Annotated in this window: 16 protein-coding genes; 8 read left to right on the forward strand and 8 right to left on the reverse strand. The window is 44.0% G+C overall.

Annotated elements, in window-relative coordinates:
* Positions 1-136: 136 nt before the first annotated feature.
* Complete coding sequence (locus NI466_RS12995) at positions 137-838, reverse strand: DsbC family protein (protein ID WP_253173795.1); 702 nt, start codon at positions 836-838, stop codon at positions 137-139.
* A 346-nt stretch (positions 839-1,184) separates the two neighbouring features.
* On the opposite strand from NI466_RS12995, the gene NI466_RS13000 reads away from it, so the two are divergent.
* Positions 1,185-2,363 (forward strand): MFS transporter, encoded by a 1,179-nt coding sequence (locus NI466_RS13000; RefSeq protein WP_435575024.1) that lies wholly within the window; start codon positions 1,185-1,187, stop codon positions 2,361-2,363.
* A 44-nt stretch (positions 2,364-2,407) separates the two neighbouring features.
* Here the strand turns inward: NI466_RS13000 and mnmE are convergent, their stop codons facing one another.
* The 5 genes from mnmE to rpmH all read right to left on the reverse strand — a co-directional run bounded on the left by mnmE (position 2,408) and on the right by rpmH (position 6,514).
* Positions 2,408-3,766 (reverse strand): tRNA uridine-5-carboxymethylaminomethyl(34) synthesis GTPase MnmE, encoded by a 1,359-nt coding sequence (mnmE, locus tag NI466_RS13005; protein ID WP_044111657.1) that lies wholly within the window; start codon positions 3,764-3,766, stop codon positions 2,408-2,410.
* Between the two features lie 92 nt (positions 3,767-3,858).
* Positions 3,859-5,622, reverse strand: a complete 1,764-nt coding sequence (yidC, locus tag NI466_RS13010) for a membrane protein insertase YidC (protein ID WP_005264486.1) — start codon at positions 5,620-5,622, stop codon at positions 3,859-3,861.
* Between the two features lie 5 nt (positions 5,623-5,627).
* Positions 5,628-5,948 carry a membrane protein insertion efficiency factor YidD gene (gene yidD, locus NI466_RS13015; protein ID WP_004281931.1) on the reverse strand — a complete coding sequence of 107 codons (321 nt, stop codon included), beginning with the start codon at positions 5,946-5,948 and terminating at the stop codon, positions 5,628-5,630.
* A 9-nt stretch (positions 5,949-5,957) separates the two neighbouring features.
* Complete coding sequence (gene rnpA, locus NI466_RS13020) at positions 5,958-6,350, reverse strand: ribonuclease P protein component (RefSeq protein ID WP_004281932.1); 393 nt, start codon at positions 6,348-6,350, stop codon at positions 5,958-5,960.
* A 29-nt stretch (positions 6,351-6,379) separates the two neighbouring features.
* Positions 6,380-6,514 carry a 50S ribosomal protein L34 gene (rpmH, locus tag NI466_RS13025; RefSeq protein ID WP_000831329.1) on the reverse strand — a complete coding sequence of 45 codons (135 nt, stop codon included), beginning with the start codon at positions 6,512-6,514 and terminating at the stop codon, positions 6,380-6,382.
* 660 nt (positions 6,515-7,174) lie between these two features.
* On the opposite strand from rpmH, the gene dnaA reads away from it, so the two are divergent.
* From dnaA to gyrB, 4 genes are all read left to right on the forward strand, one after another.
* On the forward strand, positions 7,175-8,551 hold the full coding sequence (gene dnaA, locus NI466_RS13030) for a chromosomal replication initiator protein DnaA (RefSeq protein ID WP_004281934.1): 1,377 nt from the start codon (positions 7,175-7,177) through the stop codon (positions 8,549-8,551).
* A 109-nt stretch (positions 8,552-8,660) separates the two neighbouring features.
* The gene (gene dnaN / locus NI466_RS13035) at positions 8,661-9,809 is read left to right on the forward strand and encodes a DNA polymerase III subunit beta (protein ID WP_004281935.1); all 1,149 of its coding nucleotides are present in this window, start codon (positions 8,661-8,663) and stop codon (positions 9,807-9,809) included.
* Positions 9,810-9,837: 28 nt separating this feature from the next.
* Positions 9,838-10,917, forward strand: a complete 1,080-nt coding sequence (gene recF, locus NI466_RS13040) for a DNA replication/repair protein RecF (protein ID WP_004281936.1) — start codon at positions 9,838-9,840, stop codon at positions 10,915-10,917.
* A 56-nt stretch (positions 10,918-10,973) separates the two neighbouring features.
* Positions 10,974-13,445 (forward strand): DNA topoisomerase (ATP-hydrolyzing) subunit B, encoded by a 2,472-nt coding sequence (gyrB, locus tag NI466_RS13045; protein ID WP_004281937.1) that lies wholly within the window; start codon positions 10,974-10,976, stop codon positions 13,443-13,445.
* 1,144 nt (positions 13,446-14,589) lie between these two features.
* On the opposite strand, the gene NI466_RS13050 is transcribed toward gyrB, so the two are convergent.
* Together NI466_RS13050 and NI466_RS13055 are read right to left on the reverse strand one after the other, a co-directional pair.
* Complete coding sequence (locus NI466_RS13050) at positions 14,590-15,753, reverse strand: zinc-dependent alcohol dehydrogenase (protein ID WP_253173796.1); 1,164 nt, start codon at positions 15,751-15,753, stop codon at positions 14,590-14,592.
* Positions 15,754-16,094: 341 nt separating this feature from the next.
* Positions 16,095-18,026: an ATP-binding cassette domain-containing protein gene (locus NI466_RS13055; RefSeq protein ID WP_004281940.1), complete on the reverse strand. Its 1,932-nt coding sequence runs from the start codon at positions 18,024-18,026 to the stop codon at positions 16,095-16,097.
* Positions 18,027-18,243: 217 nt separating this feature from the next.
* On the opposite strand from NI466_RS13055, the gene NI466_RS13060 reads away from it, so the two are divergent.
* From NI466_RS13060 to NI466_RS13070, 3 genes are all read left to right on the forward strand, one after another.
* Positions 18,244-19,248 carry a putative solute-binding protein gene (locus NI466_RS13060; protein WP_253173797.1) on the forward strand — a complete coding sequence of 335 codons (1,005 nt, stop codon included), beginning with the start codon at positions 18,244-18,246 and terminating at the stop codon, positions 19,246-19,248.
* Between the two features lie 254 nt (positions 19,249-19,502).
* Positions 19,503-20,513, forward strand: coding sequence for a putative solute-binding protein (locus NI466_RS13065; protein WP_005094844.1), 1,011 nt, complete (start codon positions 19,503-19,505; stop codon positions 20,511-20,513).
* Positions 20,514-20,706: 193 nt separating this feature from the next.
* Positions 20,707-21,714, forward strand: coding sequence for a putative solute-binding protein (locus NI466_RS13070; RefSeq protein WP_191112719.1), 1,008 nt, complete (start codon positions 20,707-20,709; stop codon positions 21,712-21,714).
* Positions 21,715-21,726 lie beyond the last annotated feature (12 nt).

Below are 21,726 nucleotides of genomic sequence, written 5' to 3' on the forward strand. Positions count from 1 at the left end.
GCTTTATTTTCACCCGATAAAATACCCATAAAACAAGAGGAAGCTCAAATGAGCTTCCTCTTGTGAAAAATTGTGGGACAGCAATGCCCAATGAGGTGCTTTTTTATATTGAACGACTGATATCTTTATTTAATTTTTATAAATTGAATTCTTTAAAAATCTGCTCAATCTGCTCTGCCGGATAGGCGCCCATTACCTTAAAGCCATTGGAAAAAATAATCGCAGGTGTCCCATTCACACCCATAGACTGAGCCAGTTTTTTATTCCGCTCAATCGGATTGGCACAACTTTTTTTCGATTTAGGTTGAATCCCTTGAGCAATAAGATCTTCCCATGCCTGAGCTGGATTAGACTCGCAATACACCTGTTTTGAAGGAGCAACCGACTGGGGTTTTAAAGGAAGAATAAAGGTATAAATGGTCAAGTCATTCAGTTTTTTCAGCTCTAGCTCAAGCTTTTTACAATACGGGCAATTTGGGTCAGAAAAGATCGCAATCTGACGCTTACCCGTACCTCTTACACTTTTCACAGCATCCTGAAGCGGTAATTTTTTCCAGTCGATACTATTTTGCTTCAACATTAAATCACGGGTCAGATTATGCTGATCCTGAATTCTCAGCATCGGGCCAGCAATCAGATGCTTGGCATCTTCATTCAAATAAACCACTTGGCCCTGCATGGAACCGCTATAGATGCCTTTCATCTCGGTGGTCTGAATATTTTCAATTTTTAAATTGGGACTGTTTTTGGCCAAGTTAGCTTGTACCGTATCAATATTGGCCAATGCGAAGCTTGAGACGAAGGCACTTAAACTAATAATCAGTGTTTTTTTTAACATGAATGTTCTACATGAATTGGATAAGAATATGCTTCGATTCTAATCGCTCTGCTTTTAAATTTCTCAAACATTTATGTTACTGTTTAAATTCAGTTAAATAAGCTCATCATGTTTCACGTGGAACACCATGTATAGCGTTAGATTGAACTCCAATCTATCTAGAAAACACATCAATATTCATAATAAGTAATTGTTTTATATAATTAAAATATATTAAATGATAAACATTTTACTCATTCAGCCTTGACCGATTTTCTGTATCCATTCTAAACTGCAGACACTTTCTATTTTCCTCGCTACGCCCTGACATGGATTGGCCAAGGATTAACACTATAACGGCATTTTCATGACAATAACGACCAGCTGGCGACCGTTCTTGATGGTCAGCCTGGCTTTAATGATGGGAACGATTGGCACCGCTTTGGCCAGTCCGCTTTATCCGATTTATCAACAGCTCTGGCATTTGCTGCCCAGCCAGATCACCTACATTTTTGTCGCCTATATGTTTGGCTGCCTCTCGACCTTGTTATTTTTGGGCAGAACCAGTAACAGCATTGGATTTTTACGGACCCTGCAAATTGGTCTGGCCCTGATCACGCTGGGTCTCATCATTTCTGTTTTTGCCCAGAATGCACTAATCCTCTCGATTGGCCGTTTTATTATTGGGATTGCATCGGGCCTGATGACCACTTCTGCCATGATGGGTTTGATGCATACTATCCCAGAAAGCCATAAACACACTGCACCACAATTGATTTCAATCATCACCGCAATGGGTTTTGGTTTGGGACCCTTGGTCGGTGGTGTGATTGCGCAGTTTTCCGCTGCCCCTTTGGTGATGCCATATTTACCGATTATTCTGGGTGCCGTGCTGTGTCTGATTGGCCTGTCCTGGATCAAAGCACCCAAGTTTGAGGCGCAGCCCTTTAGCATAGCGCCTAAACTGCAACAACCTGAAGCGCAGTTTCATCGTGTGTTTATGATTATTGCAGTGACGGCTTTTAGTGCCTTTGCCGCTTTTAGCCTGTTTGCTTCACTGTCGCCGTCCTTTGTCCGCAATATTTTACCTTGGCATGGCCCTCTGGTCAGCGGACTGGCCATTACCAGTATTCTGGTGGTTTCAGTGATCGTGCAATTTATGGCCAAAGCGGTCGCAGCATCTAAATGTCTGAATATCGGCCTGATGATGATGTGCTTGAGCTTGATGATTTTGGCACTATGCATGTATTCGAAAATCAGCCTGCTATTTTTTATCAGTGATATTTGCTTTGGAATTGGCCATGGGTTTGCCCTGATGGGTGCTTTTGCACTGATTCATCAAATGACCAGCTTAGACAACCGTGCAGCCGTCATGTCGACCTATCTGTTTATTGCCTATCTGGGCACTATTGTCCCTATCATTGCTGTGGGTTATCTGGCCGATCACTGGGGGCTGGATTTCGCTGTGATCAGCTTTTGTATCGCGATCAGTCTATTGTGTTTTGCGCTGTGGTGGGCGTATCAAAAATCTCATCGACCAGCCTAAAAAAAGCCCTCAGTTGAGGGCTTTTTTGATGTTTTATTAAATAATTACTTTCCAATACAAAATGAACCGAAGATCTTGCCCAGCAGGTCATCTGCACTGAAATCACCAGTGATCTCACCCAATGCATTTTGCGCCAGACGTAAGGACTCCGCTACCAGTTCACCGGCGTTATACACCACCAGTTGTTCACGCGCCTCAGCCAGATAGAGCTGAGTGCGCTTCATTGCATCTAAATGACGGGTACGTGCGATAAAGGTGTCTTCCTCAGGCTGGAAGCCTGCATGCGCTGTAATCGCCTCTATGAGCGCTTGAACGCCAGTTTCTTGCTTGGCAGAGACTGCAATATGCCGGAAACCATTTAAATCGCCAATCACGGCTTCAGCACCGGTCAGGTCGCATTTATTGCCAATCAGCATTAAACGTTTCGGTTCTATATGTTCAGCAAAATATTCCTGAGCAAGTTGCAGCGGATCTTCGCCCTGACTTAAGTCATAGACCAAGAGCAATAAATCGGCCTGTTCGATTTCTTTAATCGCGCGGCGAATCCCTTCTTTTTCCACGATATCGCCAGTTTCACGCAGGCCCGCAGTATCAGTCAGGGTAATCGGCAGACCATTTAAAGTAATCTTTTCATGCAAGACATCACGGGTGGTGCCGGCAATATTAGTCACAATTGCGCGTTCAATTCCGGCCAGCGCATTCAGTAGAGAGGATTTACCGGCATTCGGTTTACCTGCAATTACGACTTGCAAGCCTTCACGTAGAAGCTGTCCTTGACGTGCGGATTGCTGGACTTGAGTGACTGCACTGGATACGCCATCCAGCAGATTTAAAATCTTGCCATCTGCCAGAAAGTCGATTTCTTCTTCCGGAAAATCAATCGCGGCTTCCACATGCAGACGCAGATGAATCAGCTGCTCAAGGACTGCATTGACTTTGGTCGAGAAAGCTCCTTGCAGTGAACGCACCGCAGAACGTGCAGCCGCTTGCGAAGTTGCATCAATCAGGTCGGCAATTGCTTCAGCCTGCACCAGATCCAGCTTGCCATTTTCAAAGGCACGCATCGAGAATTCACCCGCTTTGGCTGCAGTGGCGCCCAGTTCCAGCAAACGGCCAAGCAGGGCATTCTGAATCACCGGACCGCCATGACCTTGTAGCTCCACTACATCTTCACCGGTAAACGAGTTTGGATTCGGGAAGCAAATCGCCAGTCCTTCATCCATGACTTCACCTGCTGCATCGTAGAACTGGCGGAAACCGGCAAAACGGGCTTTGGGCAACTCTTTTTGCGTCAGTTGCTGGGCAATTTCATAGGATTTCGGACCTGACAGGCGAATCACCCCAACGCCGCCACGTCCTGGTGGAGTTGCAATCGCAGCAATAGTTGTGGTTCGGTTGAGCATAAAATTCACCTGCAAAGACTCAAAAGTACAGCCAAAAAAAATCCGCCTAAGATTACCATCTTAAGCGGATTTATTCAGCCTATCCGTACAACTTAGTTGACTGGAGTAGCCTCATCACGTTTCGCGCGATCTTTGGCAACAGACTTGTTAATCAAAGTTTGTTGCAGAATCGTGATCAAGTTGTTGACGATCCAGTACAGAACCAAGCCTGCCGGGAAGAACAACAAGAATACGGTAAAGATGATCGGCATAAACTTGAAGACTTTCGCCTGCATTGGATCAGTTGGTTGTGGATTTAACGACTGTTGGATATACATCGTCAAGCCCATCAACAACGGCAGAATGAACCAAGGATCCATTGAAGACAAATCCTGAATCCACAGCATCCATGGCGCATGACGCAGTTCCACAGATTCCATCAATACCCAGTACAAGGCCAGGAAAATCGGCATTTGTAATAACAGTGGTAAACAGCCGGCAAGCGGATTGACCTGTTCACGTTTGTATAATGCCATCATTTCTTGAGAGAAGCGCATGCGATCTTCACCGAACTCTTCTTTCATGCGTTGCATTTCTGGCGCAATCACACGCATTTTCGCCATCGAGCGATAGCTCTTCGACGACAATGGCCACAGGATCAGTTTCACCAGAACGGTCAACAGAATAATTGCCCAGCCCCAGTTACCCACCAGACCATGGAAGAATTCAAGACCCACGAACAGTAATTTCGCGATTGGCCATAACCAGCCATAATCAACGGTCTGGTTTAAACCTGCAGCCAAATCTTTCAGTTCTGACTGGATTTTTGGACCTGAATAGAAAGTCGCATCAATTTCAGCCACTGTACCTGCAGGCACATTGAATGTCGGTGAGGTAAAACCGATGATGTTCATGTTATCGGTTGATTTACGTGATTCAAGCTTGGCGCTATAAGCTTCGCCATTGCCTTGAGTCAACTTCAGCTGACCTGGAACCCATGCACTGACAAAGTAGTGCTGTACCATTGCCACCCAACCACCTGTCGCTTCAGTACTGACTTTTTCTTCAACAAAGTTGTCGAATTTAAGCTTGTTGTACTGCTCGTCCGGGGTACCCCATGCACCGCCCAGGAATGTTCCCAGCGTGAAGATCCCCTGATCGGATTTGCCTGGATCTTCCGAGTTATCGCGTTTGATCTGACCGAACATCTGACCTTGCCAGGTCTGGCCACTGCGGTTAACCACTTTGTGATTTACCACGACCGGATATTCACCTTCAGTGAAATTGAAGGTCTTGATAATCTCGATCCCGTCAGCGGTTTTAAACACTAGCGGTACAGACAATACTTTCAGGTTTTCACCATCTTTGGATTTGACTGTTTTCGCATCTGCCAGGGTATAAGCAGTTTTTTCCAGCTCATACATTGGACGGCCGTTACGGCTGCTGTCCGGTCCATTCAGACCGATCAGGCCAGACTGGGCGACATAAGTACGTTTCGCATCGCTTTCCAGCATCACGAACGGCTCATCGCTGTCTTTGTTCTTGTCATGATTGAGTAATTCAATACGAACAATATCACCACCCTTCGGATTGATCCAAAGATGATAAAGGTCAGTTTGTACTGAAATAAGCTGCTGACTTACAGGTGCTGTGGCATCCGTGGCTTGCTGTGCTGGCACATTTGCTTGTGGCAGATCAGAGGCAACTGTAGCCGTCTGACCATTTGGCAAATCTGCAGATACGTCATGCGAAACAACAGCAGTTTCCTGCTGCGGTTTTGTTTCAGCATTTCCATAATCTTTTTGCCACGCCAAAATGAGCAAATATGCGACAACAAACATGGCTCCGAGAATTGCAATCCTGGCCCATTGTTGCATATGTATTACCCCAAGTGGTGAGAGTGATTTTGGTTCAATAAACGATCACGAAAGGGTACAGCAACGTGAAGCGTTTGAGAATCTATTTGCTGAAATGAAATAAAACGAATCGCTTTTGAGGGAACAGGATCATATCCCGAGCCCCCCCACGGATGACAACGGCAAATACGTTTAGTAGCCAGCCACACTCCACGCCCAGCGCCATGCATCTGGACTGCTTCCAAGGAATATTGAGAACAAGTTGGAATATAACGACAGCGCGGTCCAAGAAGAGGACTAATCGCAATCTGATAGAAACGGATCAACCAATGCAGTAAACGTACCATTGGCCAACTCTACTTTTGTGGGGAGGGGGCTATTTTTGAATGCTTTTTGGCAAGACGGTTAAGTTTCTGCCAGGCAAATTGTAATTGCTGGTGCAATTCTGCATTAGGCACTGCTTCAACACCCATTTTCGGCATGATTACAATGTCTAAGTCATCTAATTGCTGTTGATGCAGGCGAAAACTTTCGCGAGCAAGTCGTTTTACTCGATTTCTTTCGTGTGCACGTCGCACTTTCTTCTTGGCAACAACTAAACCCAAACGGCTATTTGGCAGTTCGGAATGTTTTGCAAGAAATAAGAAATGGGGTTGATGCACTTTAAAAAGCGCACCATCAAAGACACCTTTATAATCGGCAGCACAGCGTAATCGCAACTCTGTGCCAAAACTATAAAGTTTTGTCATAACACCCAAAATCGTCTTAGCGTAACTGATTAAACAGTTAAGCTATGACGACCTTTTGCACGACGGCGAGCTAATACTTGACGACCAGCTTTAGTAGCCATACGAGCACGGAAACCATGAACACGCTTACGCTTTAATTCAGACGGTTGGAATGTACGTTTCATATTGAAACTCCAAAAAATGATCTTTCTATGAAGGTCCGCGATTTTAGTGCTCATTGCTTGAGCTGTCAATGCAAAAGCGGTTTTCTTTTCAAATAAGATCAAAAAAGATAAAGACCTTGGTTTTTCAGAGAACTGAATAAAAAATAGTTCAATTCAAGTTAATCACAAATTAAGTTATTGTTATATAAATATATATAAGTTATAAACAACTCTATCAACAGAGTTATCCACATGTTATCCAGATTTTAAATTTAACCTGTGTTTTTGAATTTAAATTTGAAGCTTTCTGAGTTATCCACAAAAACCAGTGATCTTATAAATAAATTCAAATTTATAAATTTAAATTTATTACTATTAGGGAGCACTTTTTCTATGGATAAGCCACTTTTTATTTAATTAAACATAAACTTATATTGTGGATAAAACTGTTTCTATTAATTTTATACTTTGTGGATAACTTTGTGATATATTTTATCCACAGCTTGCGGATAAACTTATCCACACTGGGTTTTAAAGTTAAATTTATGCGTGGTGATTTCTTTTTGCACAGTTTTTGTGGAAATTGCCATGACAGATGTGGATAACTTGGTTAGAATGGCGACCCGCTTTTGGTCGCGGTCATCTTTTTTGAATGAACAATGGAATGAATAGGGGATTCACATGCTTTGGACGGACTGCTTAAATCGCCTGCGACAAGAGCTCTCTGGAAATGTCTTTACAATGTGGATTCGCCCATTGGTTGCAGAAGAGCTGGAAGACAGCTTGCGTTTGTATGCACCTAATCCTTACTGGACGCGTTACATTCAAGAACATCATCTGGAACTGATCACGATTCTGGCAGAGCAATTGTCTGAAGGACGGGTACGCAAGGTCGAAATTTTGGTCGATTCACGTCCAGGGGCAATTTTATCTGCCAGTGAGCAACCGGCGACCACGACAGCGGCATTGACCTCGACACCGATGCCGGTGCCGAAACCGAAGAAAGAAAAAGAAGACAGCGGCAAAAATAGCCGTAGACGTCAGTTGAATCCATTGTTTACCTTCTCGCTGTTTGTGGAAGGTCGATCTAACCAGATGGCGGCAGAAACCTGTCGCAAGGTGCTGACTCAGCTGGGTGCTTCACAGCACAACCCGTTATTTTTATATGGTCCGACCGGTCTGGGTAAAACCCACTTGATGCAGGCTGTGGGCAATGCATTGTTGCAGGCCAAGCCGAATGCCCGAGTCATGTACATGACTGCAGAAAGTTTTGTGCAGGATTTTGTCAGTTCGTTGCAGCAGGGCAAAGTCGAAGAGTTTAAGAAAAACTGCCGTTCTCTGGATTTATTACTGGTTGATGATATTCACTTGCTGGCCGGTAAAGAAGCCAGTCTAGTCGAGTTTTTCTACACCTTTAACGCACTTCTGGACGAGTCCAAACAGATCATTCTGACTTCAGATCGTTATCCTAAAGAGCTAACCGAACTCGATCCACGTCTGGTTTCACGTTTTTCCTGGGGGTTGTCGGTCGGGGTTGAACCACCAGATATTGAAACCCGAATTGAAATTTTGCTGAAAAAAGCCGAAAGCAATCAGGTTGATTTACCTCGTAACTGTGCGCTGTTTATTGCCCAGCAGGTGGTGGCTAACGTGCGTGAGCTGGAAGGTGCGCTGAATAAAGTGGTAGCGATTTCACGTTTTAAAGGCACACCAATTGATCTGGATGTAGTGCGTGAATCTTTAAAAGATGTGCTGGCAATTCGTGCCCGTACCATCAGTACTGAAAACATTCAGCGTGTGGTCAGTGAATATTTCCGGATTCCATTGAAAGAACTGGTCGGTCCAAAACGCACTCGGATTTATGCCCGCCCACGTCAGCTGGCGATGGGTCTGGCACGTGAATTAACAGGCGACAGTTTTCCGGAAATTGGCATGGCTTTTGGGGGGCGTGATCACAGTACCGTGATGCATGCCTGCGAGAAAGTACAGAGCCTGCGGGAAGAAGATCCGATCTTTAACGAAGACTATAAAAACCTGCAACGTCTATTGCAAAGTTGACCTAAATCGCTCAAATTCTATTCTTGCTATGCGGCTGCTTTTGCCGCATAGTAAACCGTCAAAAAAATCACTTTTTCTATATTAATCTTCAGCTTTAGAGGAATGCACCGTGCGTTTAAAAATCGCGAAAGAAAGCTTACTGAATGTTCTCTCACATGTCGTAGGAGCGGTTGAACGTCGCCATACCTTGAATATCCTGTCTAACCTGAAAATTCAGGTGACTGCGCAAGCATTGACCGTGACCGGTTCCGACCTGGAAGTCGAACTGGTGGCGAGTACAGCACTGGCTGAAGGTGCATGTTTGCAGGAAGGTGAGACCACAGTTCCTGCACGTAAGCTGATTGATATCTGTAAGTCACTTCCTTCAGCGGCATTGGTGGATTTACATATTACTGAAGATCAGCGCTGTATCCTTAAATCGGGCAACAGCCGTTTTGTATTGGGGACATTGCCTGCTGATGATTATCCATTACTGAACACTGAAAACACCCAAGGCACGCAAGTAACGGTGACACAGCGTGAACTTAAACGCCTGTTCGAAAAAACTGCTTTTGCCATGGCAGTTCAGGATGTACGTTTTTATCTGACCGGTACTTTGTTGGAAATTGATGCCAATCAGTTGCGTGCTGTGACCACCGATGGCCACCGTTTGGCACTGTGTGAAACAGTGGCTCAATCTACTGCAACACAACCGATTCAGGCGATTGTGCCACGTAAGGCAGTTGCAGAATTACAGCGTCTGCTCAGCGTTGAAGATGAGCAATTATCTTTATTGATTGGTCGTGAACTGCTCAATGTGACCATCAATATGTCAAGCCGTGACAAGGAGCAGGCGGATATTATCGTACGTTTCACTACCAAGCTGATTGATGGTAAGTTCCCGGATTATCGCCGTGTGATTCCACGTGGTGGCGACAAAGTGGTGATGATCGCGCATGATGTGTTCAAGCAATCTTTGCAACGTGTAGCGATTTTAAGTAATGAAAAGCTGCGTGGTGTGTTTCTAAACTTCAATGCCGATTCTTTGCAACTTCGTGCGAATAACCCGGAGCAGGATGAAGCGATTGAAGATCTGGTGATTCAATATGCCGATTCACCGCTAGAAATGTCATTTAATGCGCAGTATCTGATTGAAGTACTTGGTGTGCTGGATGGCGATGATGTGTCAATGACCATGACTGAAGCCAACCAGTCTGTCTTGGTACAAGACCCGGCGCATACCGATCAGACTTATGTCGTTATGCCGATGCGTGTTTAAGCCGCGGCTGTTGATACTCATATAAGACATGCATATTACGCGTTTACATATTGAGCGTGTGCGGAATTTAAAGACGGTTGCTCTCCACGGATTGCAGCCGTTTAATGTTTTTTATGGCCAAAATGGTTCAGGTAAAACCTCGATTTTAGAGGCGATTCATTTGCTGGCTGCTGGTCGTTCTTTCCGTACCCATATTCCCAAAAATTATATCCAGCATGGCGCACAGGATGCGATTGTGTTTGCACAATCTGCGACTGAAAAAATTGGCATGCAAAAAATGGCTAGCGGGGAGCAGTTGATCAAGGTGAATGGTGATCTGGTCGCAACTCAGGGACAACTGGCCAAACTGTTACCCTTACAGCTGATTGATCCACAAAGTACCGATATCATCGATCATGGTGCCAAGCCACGGCGTCAATTGCTGGACTGGTTGATGTTCCACGTGGAACCAGAGTTTTATCATGCCTGGCAATATTATTCTCGTGCGCTGAAACAGCGAAACAGTCTACTCAAAAGCAAACGTTTTCTGAGTCTGTCTGATGTAGAACCGTGGAACCAGATGCTAAGTGAATATGGTGAAATCCTGCACTCGCAACGTGTCGGCATCGTGGAACAATGGAAGCCATTTTTTGAAGATGATCTGAAACAGTTATTACCTGAATTGCAAGTCAGTCTGGAATACAGTCCGGGCTTTCATAGTGAAACCGGCCTGCTAAATGATCTGACCAACCAGCATGAAAAAGACTGTGAGCGACGCTATACCGAATATGGCCCACATCGCGCAGATTTGCGTTTAAAGACCCCGATGGGGGATGCTGATGTGATCCTGTCGCGCGGGCAGAAAAAGCTGCTGATGATCGCACTAAAACTGTCGCAAATCGCAATGCTACATTCTTGTAATAAGGAAACTGTGGTATTATTAGATGATGTGACAGCAGAATTAGATTTAACCGCACAACAACGTTTAATTGAGCGATTGAGCCAACTTGGTAGTCAAGTTTTTATTACCACCTTAGACCATGAATCAGTACAAAAGCACTTACATGATTTGTCTATCTCATATCAGTTATTCAGTGTTGAAAACGGTACAGTTCAAGTTGTGCAATAATATTTTTTGAGTTTTACCCATCTTTGGATAGACCTATTTTTCACTAGGGAGAAACCATGAGTTCAGAAGATCAAGCTGCTTCTCAAACAGAACAAACCATTGAAAAGGCTTATGATTCCTCTAGCATCAAGGTATTACGTGGTTTAGACGCAGTCCGTAAGCGTCCGGGCATGTACATTGGTGATACAGACGATGGTACAGGCCTGCACCACATGGTGTTTGAAGTAGTCGACAACTCGATTGATGAAGCCTTGGCAGGCCACTGTGATGAAATTATAGTGACGATCCATGAAGATGAATCGGTTTCAGTTTCTGATAATGGTCGTGGTATTCCGACCGACATTCACCCTGAAGAAGGTGTGTCTGCAGCAGAGGTGATTTTAACCATTCTGCATGCCGGTGGTAAGTTCGACGACAACAGTTATAAAGTGTCTGGCGGTCTGCATGGTGTCGGTGTTTCCGTAGTCAACGCACTGTCTGAAAAACTCGAATTGACCATTCACCGTGCCGGTAAAATTCATGAACAAGAATACCGTCATGGCGATTCTCAATATCCATTAAAAGTAGTGGGCGATACCAATAGAACCGGTACTCGTGTCCGTTTCTGGCCAAGTGCCGAGACTTTTAGTCAGACCATTTTTAATGTTGATATTTTGGCGCGTCGTTTGCGTGAACTGTCGTTCCTGAACGCAGGTGTGCGTATTGTGCTGCGTGACGAACGCATTAATGCCGAGCATGTCTTTGATTATGAAGGTGGTCTGTCTGAGTTCGTTAAATATATTAACGAAGGCAAAACTCACCTGAATGATATTTTCCATTTCACTGCTGCACAGGCCGATAACGGTATTACGGTAGAAGTCGCATTGCAGTGGAATGATTCTTATCAAGAAAATGTACGTTGCTTTACCAACAACATCCCGCAAAAGGATGGTGGTACGCATTTGGCCGGTTTCCGTGCTGCGTTGACCCGTGGTTTAAACAACTACATGGACAGCGAAAATATCCTGAAAAAGGAAAAAGTTGCGGTATCGGGTGATGATGCGCGTGAAGGCCTGACTGCCATCGTGTCAGTCAAAGTACCTGATCCAAAATTCTCTTCACAGACCAAAGAAAAACTGGTGTCGAGTGAAGTGAAAACGGCTGTTGAACAGGCCATGAACAAGGCATTTTCTGAATATTTATTGGAAAATCCACAAGCAGCCAAAGCGATTGCTGGCAAGATCATTGATGCAGCACGTGCGCGTGATGCAGCGCGTAAAGCACGCGAAATGACACGTCGTAAGAGTGCGCTGGATATTGCCGGTCTTCCAGGTAAACTGGCCGATTGTCAGGAAAAAGATCCAGCTTTGTCTGAACTGTACCTGGTCGAGGGTGATTCTGCAGGTGGTTCAGCCAAGCAAGGTCGTAACCGTAAAATGCAGGCGATTTTACCGTTGAAAGGTAAGATCCTGAACGTGGAACGTGCCCGTTTTGACCGCATGATTTCCTCTGCTGAAGTTGGTACGCTGATTACCGCACTCGGCTGTGGTATTGGTCGTGAGGAATATAATCCGGACAAACTGCGTTATCATAAAATCATCATCATGACCGATGCTGACGTCGATGGTTCACACATCCGTACGCTGCTGTTGACCTTCTTCTTCCGTCAAATGCCAGAACTTGTGGAACGTGGTCATATTTATATCGCACAGCCACCATTATATAAGCTGAAAAAAGGTAAGCAGGAACAGTACATCAAGGACAATGATGCACTGGAGACTTACCTAATTTCGAATGCGATTGATGAGCTGGAACTGCATATCAGTGCAGAAGCGCCTGCGATTCGTGGTGAAGCACTGGCGAATGTGATTGCTGATTATCAGACTTCCCAGAAGAGCTTGGCACGTTTGACCCAACGTTATCCTGCGAGTCTGCTTGATGCCCTACTGTCACTGGAAGGCTTTAAGCTGGATCAGCTGGAAGACAAAAACTATGTGGAAACATGGGGTGGGAATCTACGTGTAGCGATTGAAGCCATTCAGCCTACATTACGTCCAGAATTAACCCTAGAACGTTTTGAAAAAGAACTGGCAGATGGTCAAAAAACTGCAAGCTGGTTGCCACGTATCACGATCTATGTACATAACTTGCCACATAGCTACCTGTTAGACTCAGTACTGTTAGGTTCAAGTGAATATGCACGTTTATTAAAGAACTCGAAGAGTTGGTTTAGCCTGCTTGAAGAGGGTGCATATTTACAAAAAGGCGACCGCAAGATTCAGGTTAGCAATTTCCATCAGGTTTGGCAGCATATCTTGCAGGACTCACGTCGTGGCATGATGATCCAGCGCTATAAAGGTCTGGGTGAGATGAATGCGGAACAGTTGTGGGAAACCACCATGGATCCAGACAACCGTAACATGCTGCAAGTGACAGTTACCGATGCGATTGAAGCGGATCGTATGTTCTCTTGCTTGATGGGCGATGACGTAGAACCACGTCGTGCTTTCATTGAAGAAAATGCCTTGAATGCAGATATTGATGCATAACCCTTCAGGATAAAATCAGATATAAAAAAGCGCCTTTCGAGGCGCTTTTTTTAGACCAATTTTTTTACTCATATCCTGTGAGCTAGGCAAAATAAAGTAATTTTGGACCGATTTTTAGATATGGAACGGGTTCATTTAGGTTTTAAAAAGCCAAGTTGAGTAAGCCAAATCGACTCTAAGAAAGGGTTTATGTATAGAGATTACCAACTCGGGAGAATACCTGAAATCTGGAGTGAATCTATCGTTATAAAAATGATCTGCATCAGAACTTCTAAAATAATTTTTGAATAGGAAAGTGAGGTAGAAAGACGTTCTTTATACGATGAGAAGTTTGCATGCAGTTCACGACACTAGGTGAAAACTGGATCAGTCAAAGTGGTATTAGAGGAATATAAATGCAATAAAACTGATCAAATATTCAGTTTGGATTTGGCTGAAAATAATAAATACTCCCCCATGTAGAAAAACTAAGTTCTCAATCACTTATAAAAAATTTGGTGTAATAAATTAAAGAATACGTGAGTGATATTGCTTTAAGTGTGTAGTAATCCTGATCAAATATGTGGATAACTCTGAAGTTATCCGTAATTTTTATGTGAATAAGATAATATTTTTCCACAAACTTTAATCCATGTATTAATTCTTCATTTTAAATTCAAATTTAAACTCTCTTGTCTTGTGGGTAAGTGTTTTTAAATTTAAAATGGCATTTTAAATTTAAAAGGGATTTGGCGAGATATCGCTAGTATGACCAGACGATTCCTTGGATTGGTTTTAAAATAAAAAATTATTATAAATTAAATACTTATAAATATGGTGTAGTTTATCTAATCATTGGCGTGGAACATATTTTTAATTAAAAATAAAGGTGTAGTTAAACTACATAATTGATTTAATAATCAAGTGAACTTTCATTTTTATTTCAGAATCATACTTTTATCGATTTTCGCTTAACTTTTTCTTTTTCTCTCTTATGGCTTATTTTTTGATTTCATTATTGAAAATCGGGCACTTCTTTTATTACTCGATAGAAAAGAGGGAGGGAATCGCTGAAATGATATTGATTAGGAACAAGAAAAAGAGGATTGATAAAATGACGATGAAAAATAAAAAAGCGCCTGATGGCGCTTTTTTTTAATCATATTTATGGTGTTAAAATGACTTTACGGCAGTCTTCTTCCTTTTTATCAAAAATACGGTAACCTTCCGCAGCATCTTCCAGTTTCATGCGATGGGTAATAATCAGATCTGGAGACAGATCTCCATTTTCAATATGTTCTAGCAACTGCGGCAAGTAGTTATGCACATGGGTTTGTCCCATTTTAAAGGTTAAACCTTTGTCAAAGGCATCACCAAACAGGAAGCCGTGAATTGGACCAGCATAAACTCCAGGTACACTCACTACACCGCCGCGGCGGACCGCTGCAATACATTGTCTTAGCGCTGAACCACTCGAACCTTCTAATTTCAGGTTGGTCATTACGGTTTCCAGCATGCTACCTTTGGCTTCAAAACCGACCGCATCAATGACGGCATCGACTCCACGATAACCTGTGGTGTTTTGAATGATAAATTCAGCAGCATCGACTTCATCAAAATTGACGGGAATTACCCCATAGGTTTGATGCGCGAAACGCAAACGGTAAGGGTGGTGATCGACCATAAATATCTGCTCGGCACCGAGCATCCGCGCGCAGGCAGCAGCCAGCAGACCGACCGGGCCAGCACCATAAATCGCCACACTGGAACCTCGACCGACTTGGGCATTATTCACTGCTTGCCACGCAGTTGGCAGAATATCGCTCAGGAATAATACTTTTTCATCAGGCAGGGAACCCGGCACCTTAAATGGTCCGACATTGCCTTTGGGGATCCGTACATATTCAGCCTGACCACCCGGTATACCCCCATACAGATGGCTAAAGCCAAATAAAGCGGCCCCTGGTGGGATCTGTTTTTTGTTGAGAATTGCACCACGACCGGTATTGGTATTTTCACAGGCAGCCATGAGTTCATGTTCACAGAAAAAACAGTGACCGCATGCAATCACAAAGGGAATAATCACCCGGTCACCTTTTTTGACTTCGGTTACTTCTGGGCCGACTTCTTCTACAATTCCCATAAATTCATGGCCGAAAATATCACCGTCTTCAGTGGCCGGAATTTTCCCCCGGTATAAATGCAGATCTGAGCCACAGATGGCGGTGGCTGTCACCCTTAAAATAACGTCATCTGGTTCCTGAATCACTGGATCTGGAACGGATTCAACTCGTACATCCCGAGCACCATGATAGGTAAGAGCACGCATGCGGATTTCCTCTCTCTAGTTCAACATTAAACAGACTCGTAGCAAGGCTGCCAAAAATTAAAAAACACTTGTATTAGAGCCTTAGGATGAAACAGCGCGCTGTAAATTAATGTATGAAATAAGGCATCCAACTGTTTAAAAAATAAACTTATATAGGGTTTGTGTAATTCATGACCTTATGTGTCGAATGAATAGAAAAGAACAGAATTAAAGAAACATCTAGACGTAGATGAAAAAATACAGGGGGGAAAATGGAAGAGAAAACATTAAAAATAGTGAATAAAAAAGAGATGAACAACGTTGGTCATTCATCTCTTATCTTAAATCTTACTAAAAGAGCTTTAGAACGTCTGTTCCAGACTTTCCAGTTCCATCATCAGTTCTAGCATTTGCTCTTCGGCTGTTTCCAGTTTGGCTTTTAGCTCGGTTTGCTCATTCATCAGTTTCAGCAAATCATTTTTACGTGATGCTTCGTATAAAGCACTGTCACCCAGCAGGTTTTCAATTTCAATCAGTCGCGGCTGTAGTTTGGCCATCTGTGCTTCGCATTTTTCAATATTCTTGCGAATCGGACGACTTAGTTCCCGCTGGCGAGCAGCTTCCTTACGTTGTGCTTCCTTGTCCAGTTTGGAAATAGTCGGTTTGACTTCGACTTGGGATTTCACCGGTTCTGCTGGCTTTTGCCCATTTTTAATCATCTCAATACGGGCTTGGCGTAACCAGTCAGCATAGGCAGTAAGATCACCATCAAACTCACGGCATTGACCATTATGTACCAGTAGCAGTTCATCACAGACGCTGGCGATGAGCTGACGTTCATGCGAAACTAGAACTACCGCGCCTTGGAAATCTTGCAAGGCCATGGTCAGTGCATGACGCATATCGAGGTCTAAATGGTTGGTCGGCTCATCCAGAATCAGTACATTCGGACGCTGCCAAACAATCAGCGCTAGGGCCAAACGTGCACGTTCACCACCCGAAAAACTTTCACTCGGCGTATCCATACGTTCGCCACTAAAACCGAAACTACCCAAGAAAGAACGCAGGCTGGCTTCACTGATTTTTTTATCGGCAATACGTGCCAGCTGTAACATCGGACTGGCATTACCATCCAGTGCATCCATCTGATGCTGGGCAAAATAACCAATATTCAGTAGCTCTGAATCTTTACGCAGGCCCTGAATCAGTTTCAGGTCACCGACCAGCGATTTAATCAGCGTGGATTTACCTGCACCATTCATCCCGAGTAACCCGATCCGGCTGTTGGGCGTGATCTGTAAATTTACATTGGTAACAATCAGCTTGTCGCCATAACCAATATCGGCATGTTCCAGTTGCAATAACGGCGAACTCATTTTGGTCGGTTCGCGGAAACTGAAAGTAAATGGTGTATCGACATGGGCAGCAGATAGTTCCTGCATACGTTCCAGCTGTTTGATCCGGCTCTGTGCCTGTTTGGCTTTGGTCGCTTGTGCTTTAAAACGGTCAATATATTTTTGCAGATGCGCGCGGGTTTCCAGCTGCTTTTCATACGCCTGTTGCTGCTGCGCCAGACGTTCACTACGGGTACGCTCGAAAGTCGAATAGTTACCAGTATATAAAATGAGTTCCTGATTTTCGATATGTAAAATATGGTCGGTAATCGCATCGAGGAAGTCCCGGTCATGCGAAATCAGCACCAAGGTGCCTTCATAGGCTTTCAGCCAGTCTTCTAGCCAGAGAATCGCATCCAAGTCCAGATGGTTGGTCGGTTCATCGAGGAGCAGTAAGTCCGAGCGGCTCATTAAGGTACGCGCCAAGTTTAAACGCATACGCCAGCCACCGGAAAAACTTGAAACATCTAGTTGTGATTGATGTTCAAAGAAGCCCAGACCGGCCATCAGCTGTGAGGCTTTGGCAGGAGCTGAATAACCGGAAATTTCATCAAAACGGCCATATAAATGGGCCAGTTCTGCATCATCCAGTTGATCCGGCTGATCGAGTTTCTGCTGAATATCCCAGTATTCTTCATCGCCCGACAATACGAAATCAATCGCTTTCATATTCAGTGCTTTGATTTCCTGAGCCATATGCGCCACGGTCCATACCGCAGGTCGGGTCAGCGAACCGGTGTCCGATTCCATGCCACCGAGCAAGGCTGAAAACAAGGTTGATTTCCCGGCACCATTGACACCGGTTAGGCCAATTTTCCATCCTGGGTGTAACTGCATCGACGCTTTTTGAAATAAAACACGTCCACCGCGACGTATAGATAACTGGTCTAACTGAATCATTGAGAAATCAAAGCTAAGAAATAAGATGCGCCTATTCTAAAGGAAAGCCCTGTGAAAATGAAAAATCTTACCGGTTTTGCTGAAATGAGTGAGTTTTTCACCTCTGTCAATTGATCTGGGATAGACGCACTAGTTGAGTAAAAGCTCTATTTTATGCATGAACAGTGGTTTATAGTTCAGGCTGATGGAGCAAAAAATACCATAGAGTCAAATAAAAATGAAAAAGGGATGTTTAATTTTGTCGGCACTGGGTCTTTTGGTGTCGACTTCGACTCAAGCTAGAGTGAATGTCTGTGTTTTTGATTTGCTGGGGAAATCTGGTGAGTCTTACAAGCTGCTGGAGGAATGGGCGCTGGCAGCAAAAGGCTGGGGTGCCGAAACTCAGTTAAGCGCCTATCAGGATGAAGCCAAGGTCGATCAGGACGTCAAAGCCGGAAAATGTGATGCCTTCTATATGACCTCAATGCGTGCCCGGGCTTATAACAAATTTGCTGGATCGATTGATGCAATTGGCGGCGTGCCGAATAATGACATTGCCATGAAAGCCATCAGCTATGTACTGGATAAACGCAATAGCAAACGCCTGATCACCCAGATTGGCAAAGAAAAATTCGAAGTGGCGGGTATTGGTCAGATTGGCCCAGCCTATATTTTTGTTCGTGATCGTACTCTAAATAAACTGGAACAGGTCAAAGACAAGAAATTTGCCGTGCTGCATTATGACTATGCGCAAAAAATCATGGTCGACCGGATTGAAGCAGTACCGGTCATGTCGGAAATTTCCAATTTTATTCGCAAGTTTAATCAGGGCGAAGTGGATATTGTCGCTGCACCGGCTTATGCATTTAAACCGCTGGAATTACAGAAAGGACTAGGCCGTCAAGGCGCAATGATTAATTTTCCGGTGATTAATGTCACTGCTGATCTGATTATTCGTCAGGAAAAGTTTCCGGCAAGCTTTGCCGCACAATCCAGAAACTGGTTTGTGAAACAGTTACCGCGCAGCTTTGCCATGGTCAAGCGCATGGAAGCTGAGATTCCAAGCAAATATATTCTGAATCTAAGCCGTGAAGATCGTGTGGCCTACCAAAAGATTCTGCGTGATGGGCGGATCGATTTAACCAAACAGGGGATTTATGATCAGGGCATGATGAACGTATTGAAACGCGCGCGTTGTACGGTAGAAAGAACCAATTTTGAATGTTCGATTGGTGGCGAATAAATCTGAAATCATGTATATCTTTGTAACTATATCTGGGTAAATGTAATTATAAGAAAGCAGTTTTAAATATTAAGATATTGATATTTAAATATATATTTAAAAATAACTTAGGCAACTATTGCTGATTTATCTTTATAGGCCAAAATGCCGGTTTTAAATGGAGTAAATGCTCTATTTTTTTTAATTAAACTTGCTTAATATTTGTCCCGTGTACGGACACTCAGCGAATAACAAGATTTCAAAGGATAACTACAATGAAAAAAACACTCTTATCATTGGCTGCATTCTCTGCATTTGGTTTTGCAAGTGCGGCGCATGCAGAAAAAGTCGATATCTGTGTGTTTGACTTACTGGGTAAATCCGGTGAGTCTTTCCAGATGGCGCAAGAATGGGCACTGGCTGCAAAAGGCTGGGGCGCAGAAATCAATCTGATTGCCCGTCAGGATGAAGCGGTTGCCGACAATGACTTCAAGGCCGGTAAATGTGATGGTGTGTTTATGACAGCCATGCGTGCCCGTCAATACAATAAATTTGCTGGTTCTATTGATGCACTGGGCGGTGCCCCAAGTAATGCCATTGCCCAGCGTGCGATCAGTTTTGCTCTGGACAAACGTAATGCAGCGAAAATGGTCAGTAATATGGGCGGCAAAAAATACGAAATTGCCGGTATTTCACCGTTGGGTTCAGCATTTATTTTTGTTCGTGACAAGAATATCAATTCGATTGAAAAAGCCGCAGGGAAGAAATTCGCCGTACTCGGCTATGACGATGCCCAGAAAATCATGGTACAGCGCGTCGGTGCGCAGGCAGTGATCTCCGATGTTTCTAACTTTGTCGCCAAATTTAACAATGGTCAGGTGGATATGGTCGGTGCACCTGCTTATGCCTACAAGCCATTAGAAATCTATAAAGGTCTGGGTAATAACGGCGCAATGTTTAATTTCCCGGTACTGCATGTCACCTCTGATTTTGTGATTCGTCCGGAAAAATTCCCCGCAGGTTTTGGACAGAAATCGCGTGACTGGTTTATCAAAAACCTGCCAAAGAGCATGGGGATGATCAGCCGTCTGGAAGCGGGTATTCCGTCGAAATATAAAATGAATCTGAGCGCTGAAGATAAAACCAAGTATCAGAAAATGTTACGTGATGGCCGGATGGATATGACCAAACGCGGAATCTATGATGCCAGCATGATGTCGGTCTTAAAACGTGCACGCTGTTCTGTCGATAAGGCCAACTTTGAATGTTCAATTGCTGGCGAATAATCTGATTTTTAAAGAAAAAAGCTTAGATTGATCTAGGCTTTTTTTATGGCTGAACCAGGTCAGATCTGCCATTGTGCAGCGAATAAAATAGCTTAAGCTTGATTAACTATTAAATTCGCATGTTTTATATAAAAAACAATCACATGTGACTAAAAGTGCAATAACAAAAACAAGCGATAAGGAAATGAGGATGATGCATAGAGGATGGAAAGCACTGGCATTGGCTACGGCGACACTGGCTGTTTCAGGTCTGGCGCAAGCTAAACAGGTGATTTGCGTATTTGATCTGGTTGGTAAAAACGGTGATGTCTATAGTGTGATGAAAGACTATCAGTTGGCGGCCAAAAATTGGGGTGCAGATGTCGAACTGCGGGTGAATACCAATGAAGCGGTGGTTGCAGAAGATTTTAAAGCTGGAAAATGTGACGGCATTAGTGTGACCGGGATGCGTGGCCGTCAGTTCAATAATTTTACCGGTTCACTCGATGCTATTGGCGCGATTCCAGATCTGAATCTGGCAGTTAAAGTAATGCAGGGACTGGCCAGTCCGACCTTTGCCAAACATATGCTGCAAGGTAAATATGAGGTAGTCGGTGTCATTCCTGTGGGTGATGCTTTCCTGCTGGTGAACGACCGCAGTATTAATACCGTTGCTAAAGCCGCTGGTAAAAAAATTGCCGTACTTGATTATGATGAAGCACAAAAAATCATGGTACAGCAGGTCGGCGCACAGGCGGTGAGTGCCGATGTCACCAATTTTGGTGCCAAGTTTAACAATGGCCAGGTGGATATTATTGGTGCACCAGCAGCAGTATTTAAACCGCTGGAATTACATAAAGGTTTGGGTAACAAAGGCGCGATTGTGAATTATCCGGTGTTGCAGGTCACAGGCAATATCATTATCCGTCCAGATAAATTTCCGGCAGGTTACGGACAAAAATCACGTGAATGGGTAAGAAGTCAGTTACCGCGTGCCTTTGGTATTTTAGGGAAAATGAAAGCGGACATTCCAGCAAAATACTGGATGGATATTCCTGCTGCAGACAAACCGGGTTACCAGAAAATGATGAGGGATTCCCGAATTGACCTGACCAAACGCGGTGTTTATGACAAACGTATGATGAAATTGTTATGGCAATTCCGCTGCAAACAGAACCCGAAAAACTTTGAATGTGCCTTACAGGATGAGAACTACAAATAATCCTGATAAAAT

It is taken from the genome of Acinetobacter lwoffii, assembly GCF_024129595.1.
Classification (GTDB): domain Bacteria; phylum Pseudomonadota; class Gammaproteobacteria; order Pseudomonadales; family Moraxellaceae; genus Acinetobacter; species Acinetobacter lwoffii_O.

Bases quoted from the DNA above. Each gene is read 5' to 3' on its own strand.
- yidC (WP_005264486.1), bottom strand. From the start codon at position 5,622: ATGCAACAATGGGCCAGGATTGCAATTCTCGGAGCCATGTTTGTTGTC.
- NI466_RS13070 (WP_191112719.1), top strand. From the start codon at position 20,707: ATGCATAGAGGATGGAAAGCACTGGCATTGGCTACGGCGACACTGGCT.
- recF (WP_004281936.1), top strand. From the start codon at position 9,838: ATGCATATTACGCGTTTACATATTGAGCGTGTGCGGAATTTAAAGACG.
- NI466_RS13055 (WP_004281940.1), bottom strand. From the start codon at position 18,026: ATGATTCAGTTAGACCAGTTATCTATACGTCGCGGTGGACGTGTTTTA.
- NI466_RS13060 (WP_253173797.1), top strand. From the start codon at position 18,244: ATGAAAAAGGGATGTTTAATTTTGTCGGCACTGGGTCTTTTGGTGTCG.
- rnpA (WP_004281932.1), bottom strand. From the start codon at position 6,350: ATGACAAAACTTTATAGTTTTGGCACAGAGTTGCGATTACGCTGTGCT.
- NI466_RS13065 (WP_005094844.1), top strand. From the start codon at position 19,503: ATGAAAAAAACACTCTTATCATTGGCTGCATTCTCTGCATTTGGTTTT.
- rpmH (WP_000831329.1), bottom strand. From the start codon at position 6,514: ATGAAACGTACATTCCAACCGTCTGAATTAAAGCGTAAGCGTGTTCAT.
- dnaA (WP_004281934.1), top strand. From the start codon at position 7,175: ATGCTTTGGACGGACTGCTTAAATCGCCTGCGACAAGAGCTCTCTGGA.
- yidD (WP_004281931.1), bottom strand. From the start codon at position 5,948: ATGGTACGTTTACTGCATTGGTTGATCCGTTTCTATCAGATTGCGATT.
- NI466_RS12995 (WP_253173795.1), bottom strand. From the start codon at position 838: ATGTTAAAAAAAACACTGATTATTAGTTTAAGTGCCTTCGTCTCAAGC.
- NI466_RS13050 (WP_253173796.1), bottom strand. From the start codon at position 15,753: ATGCGTGCTCTTACCTATCATGGTGCTCGGGATGTACGAGTTGAATCC.
- gyrB (WP_004281937.1), top strand. From the start codon at position 10,974: ATGAGTTCAGAAGATCAAGCTGCTTCTCAAACAGAACAAACCATTGAA.
- NI466_RS13000 (WP_435575024.1), top strand. From the start codon at position 1,185: ATGACAATAACGACCAGCTGGCGACCGTTCTTGATGGTCAGCCTGGCT.
- mnmE (WP_044111657.1), bottom strand. From the start codon at position 3,766: ATGCTCAACCGAACCACAACTATTGCTGCGATTGCAACTCCACCAGGA.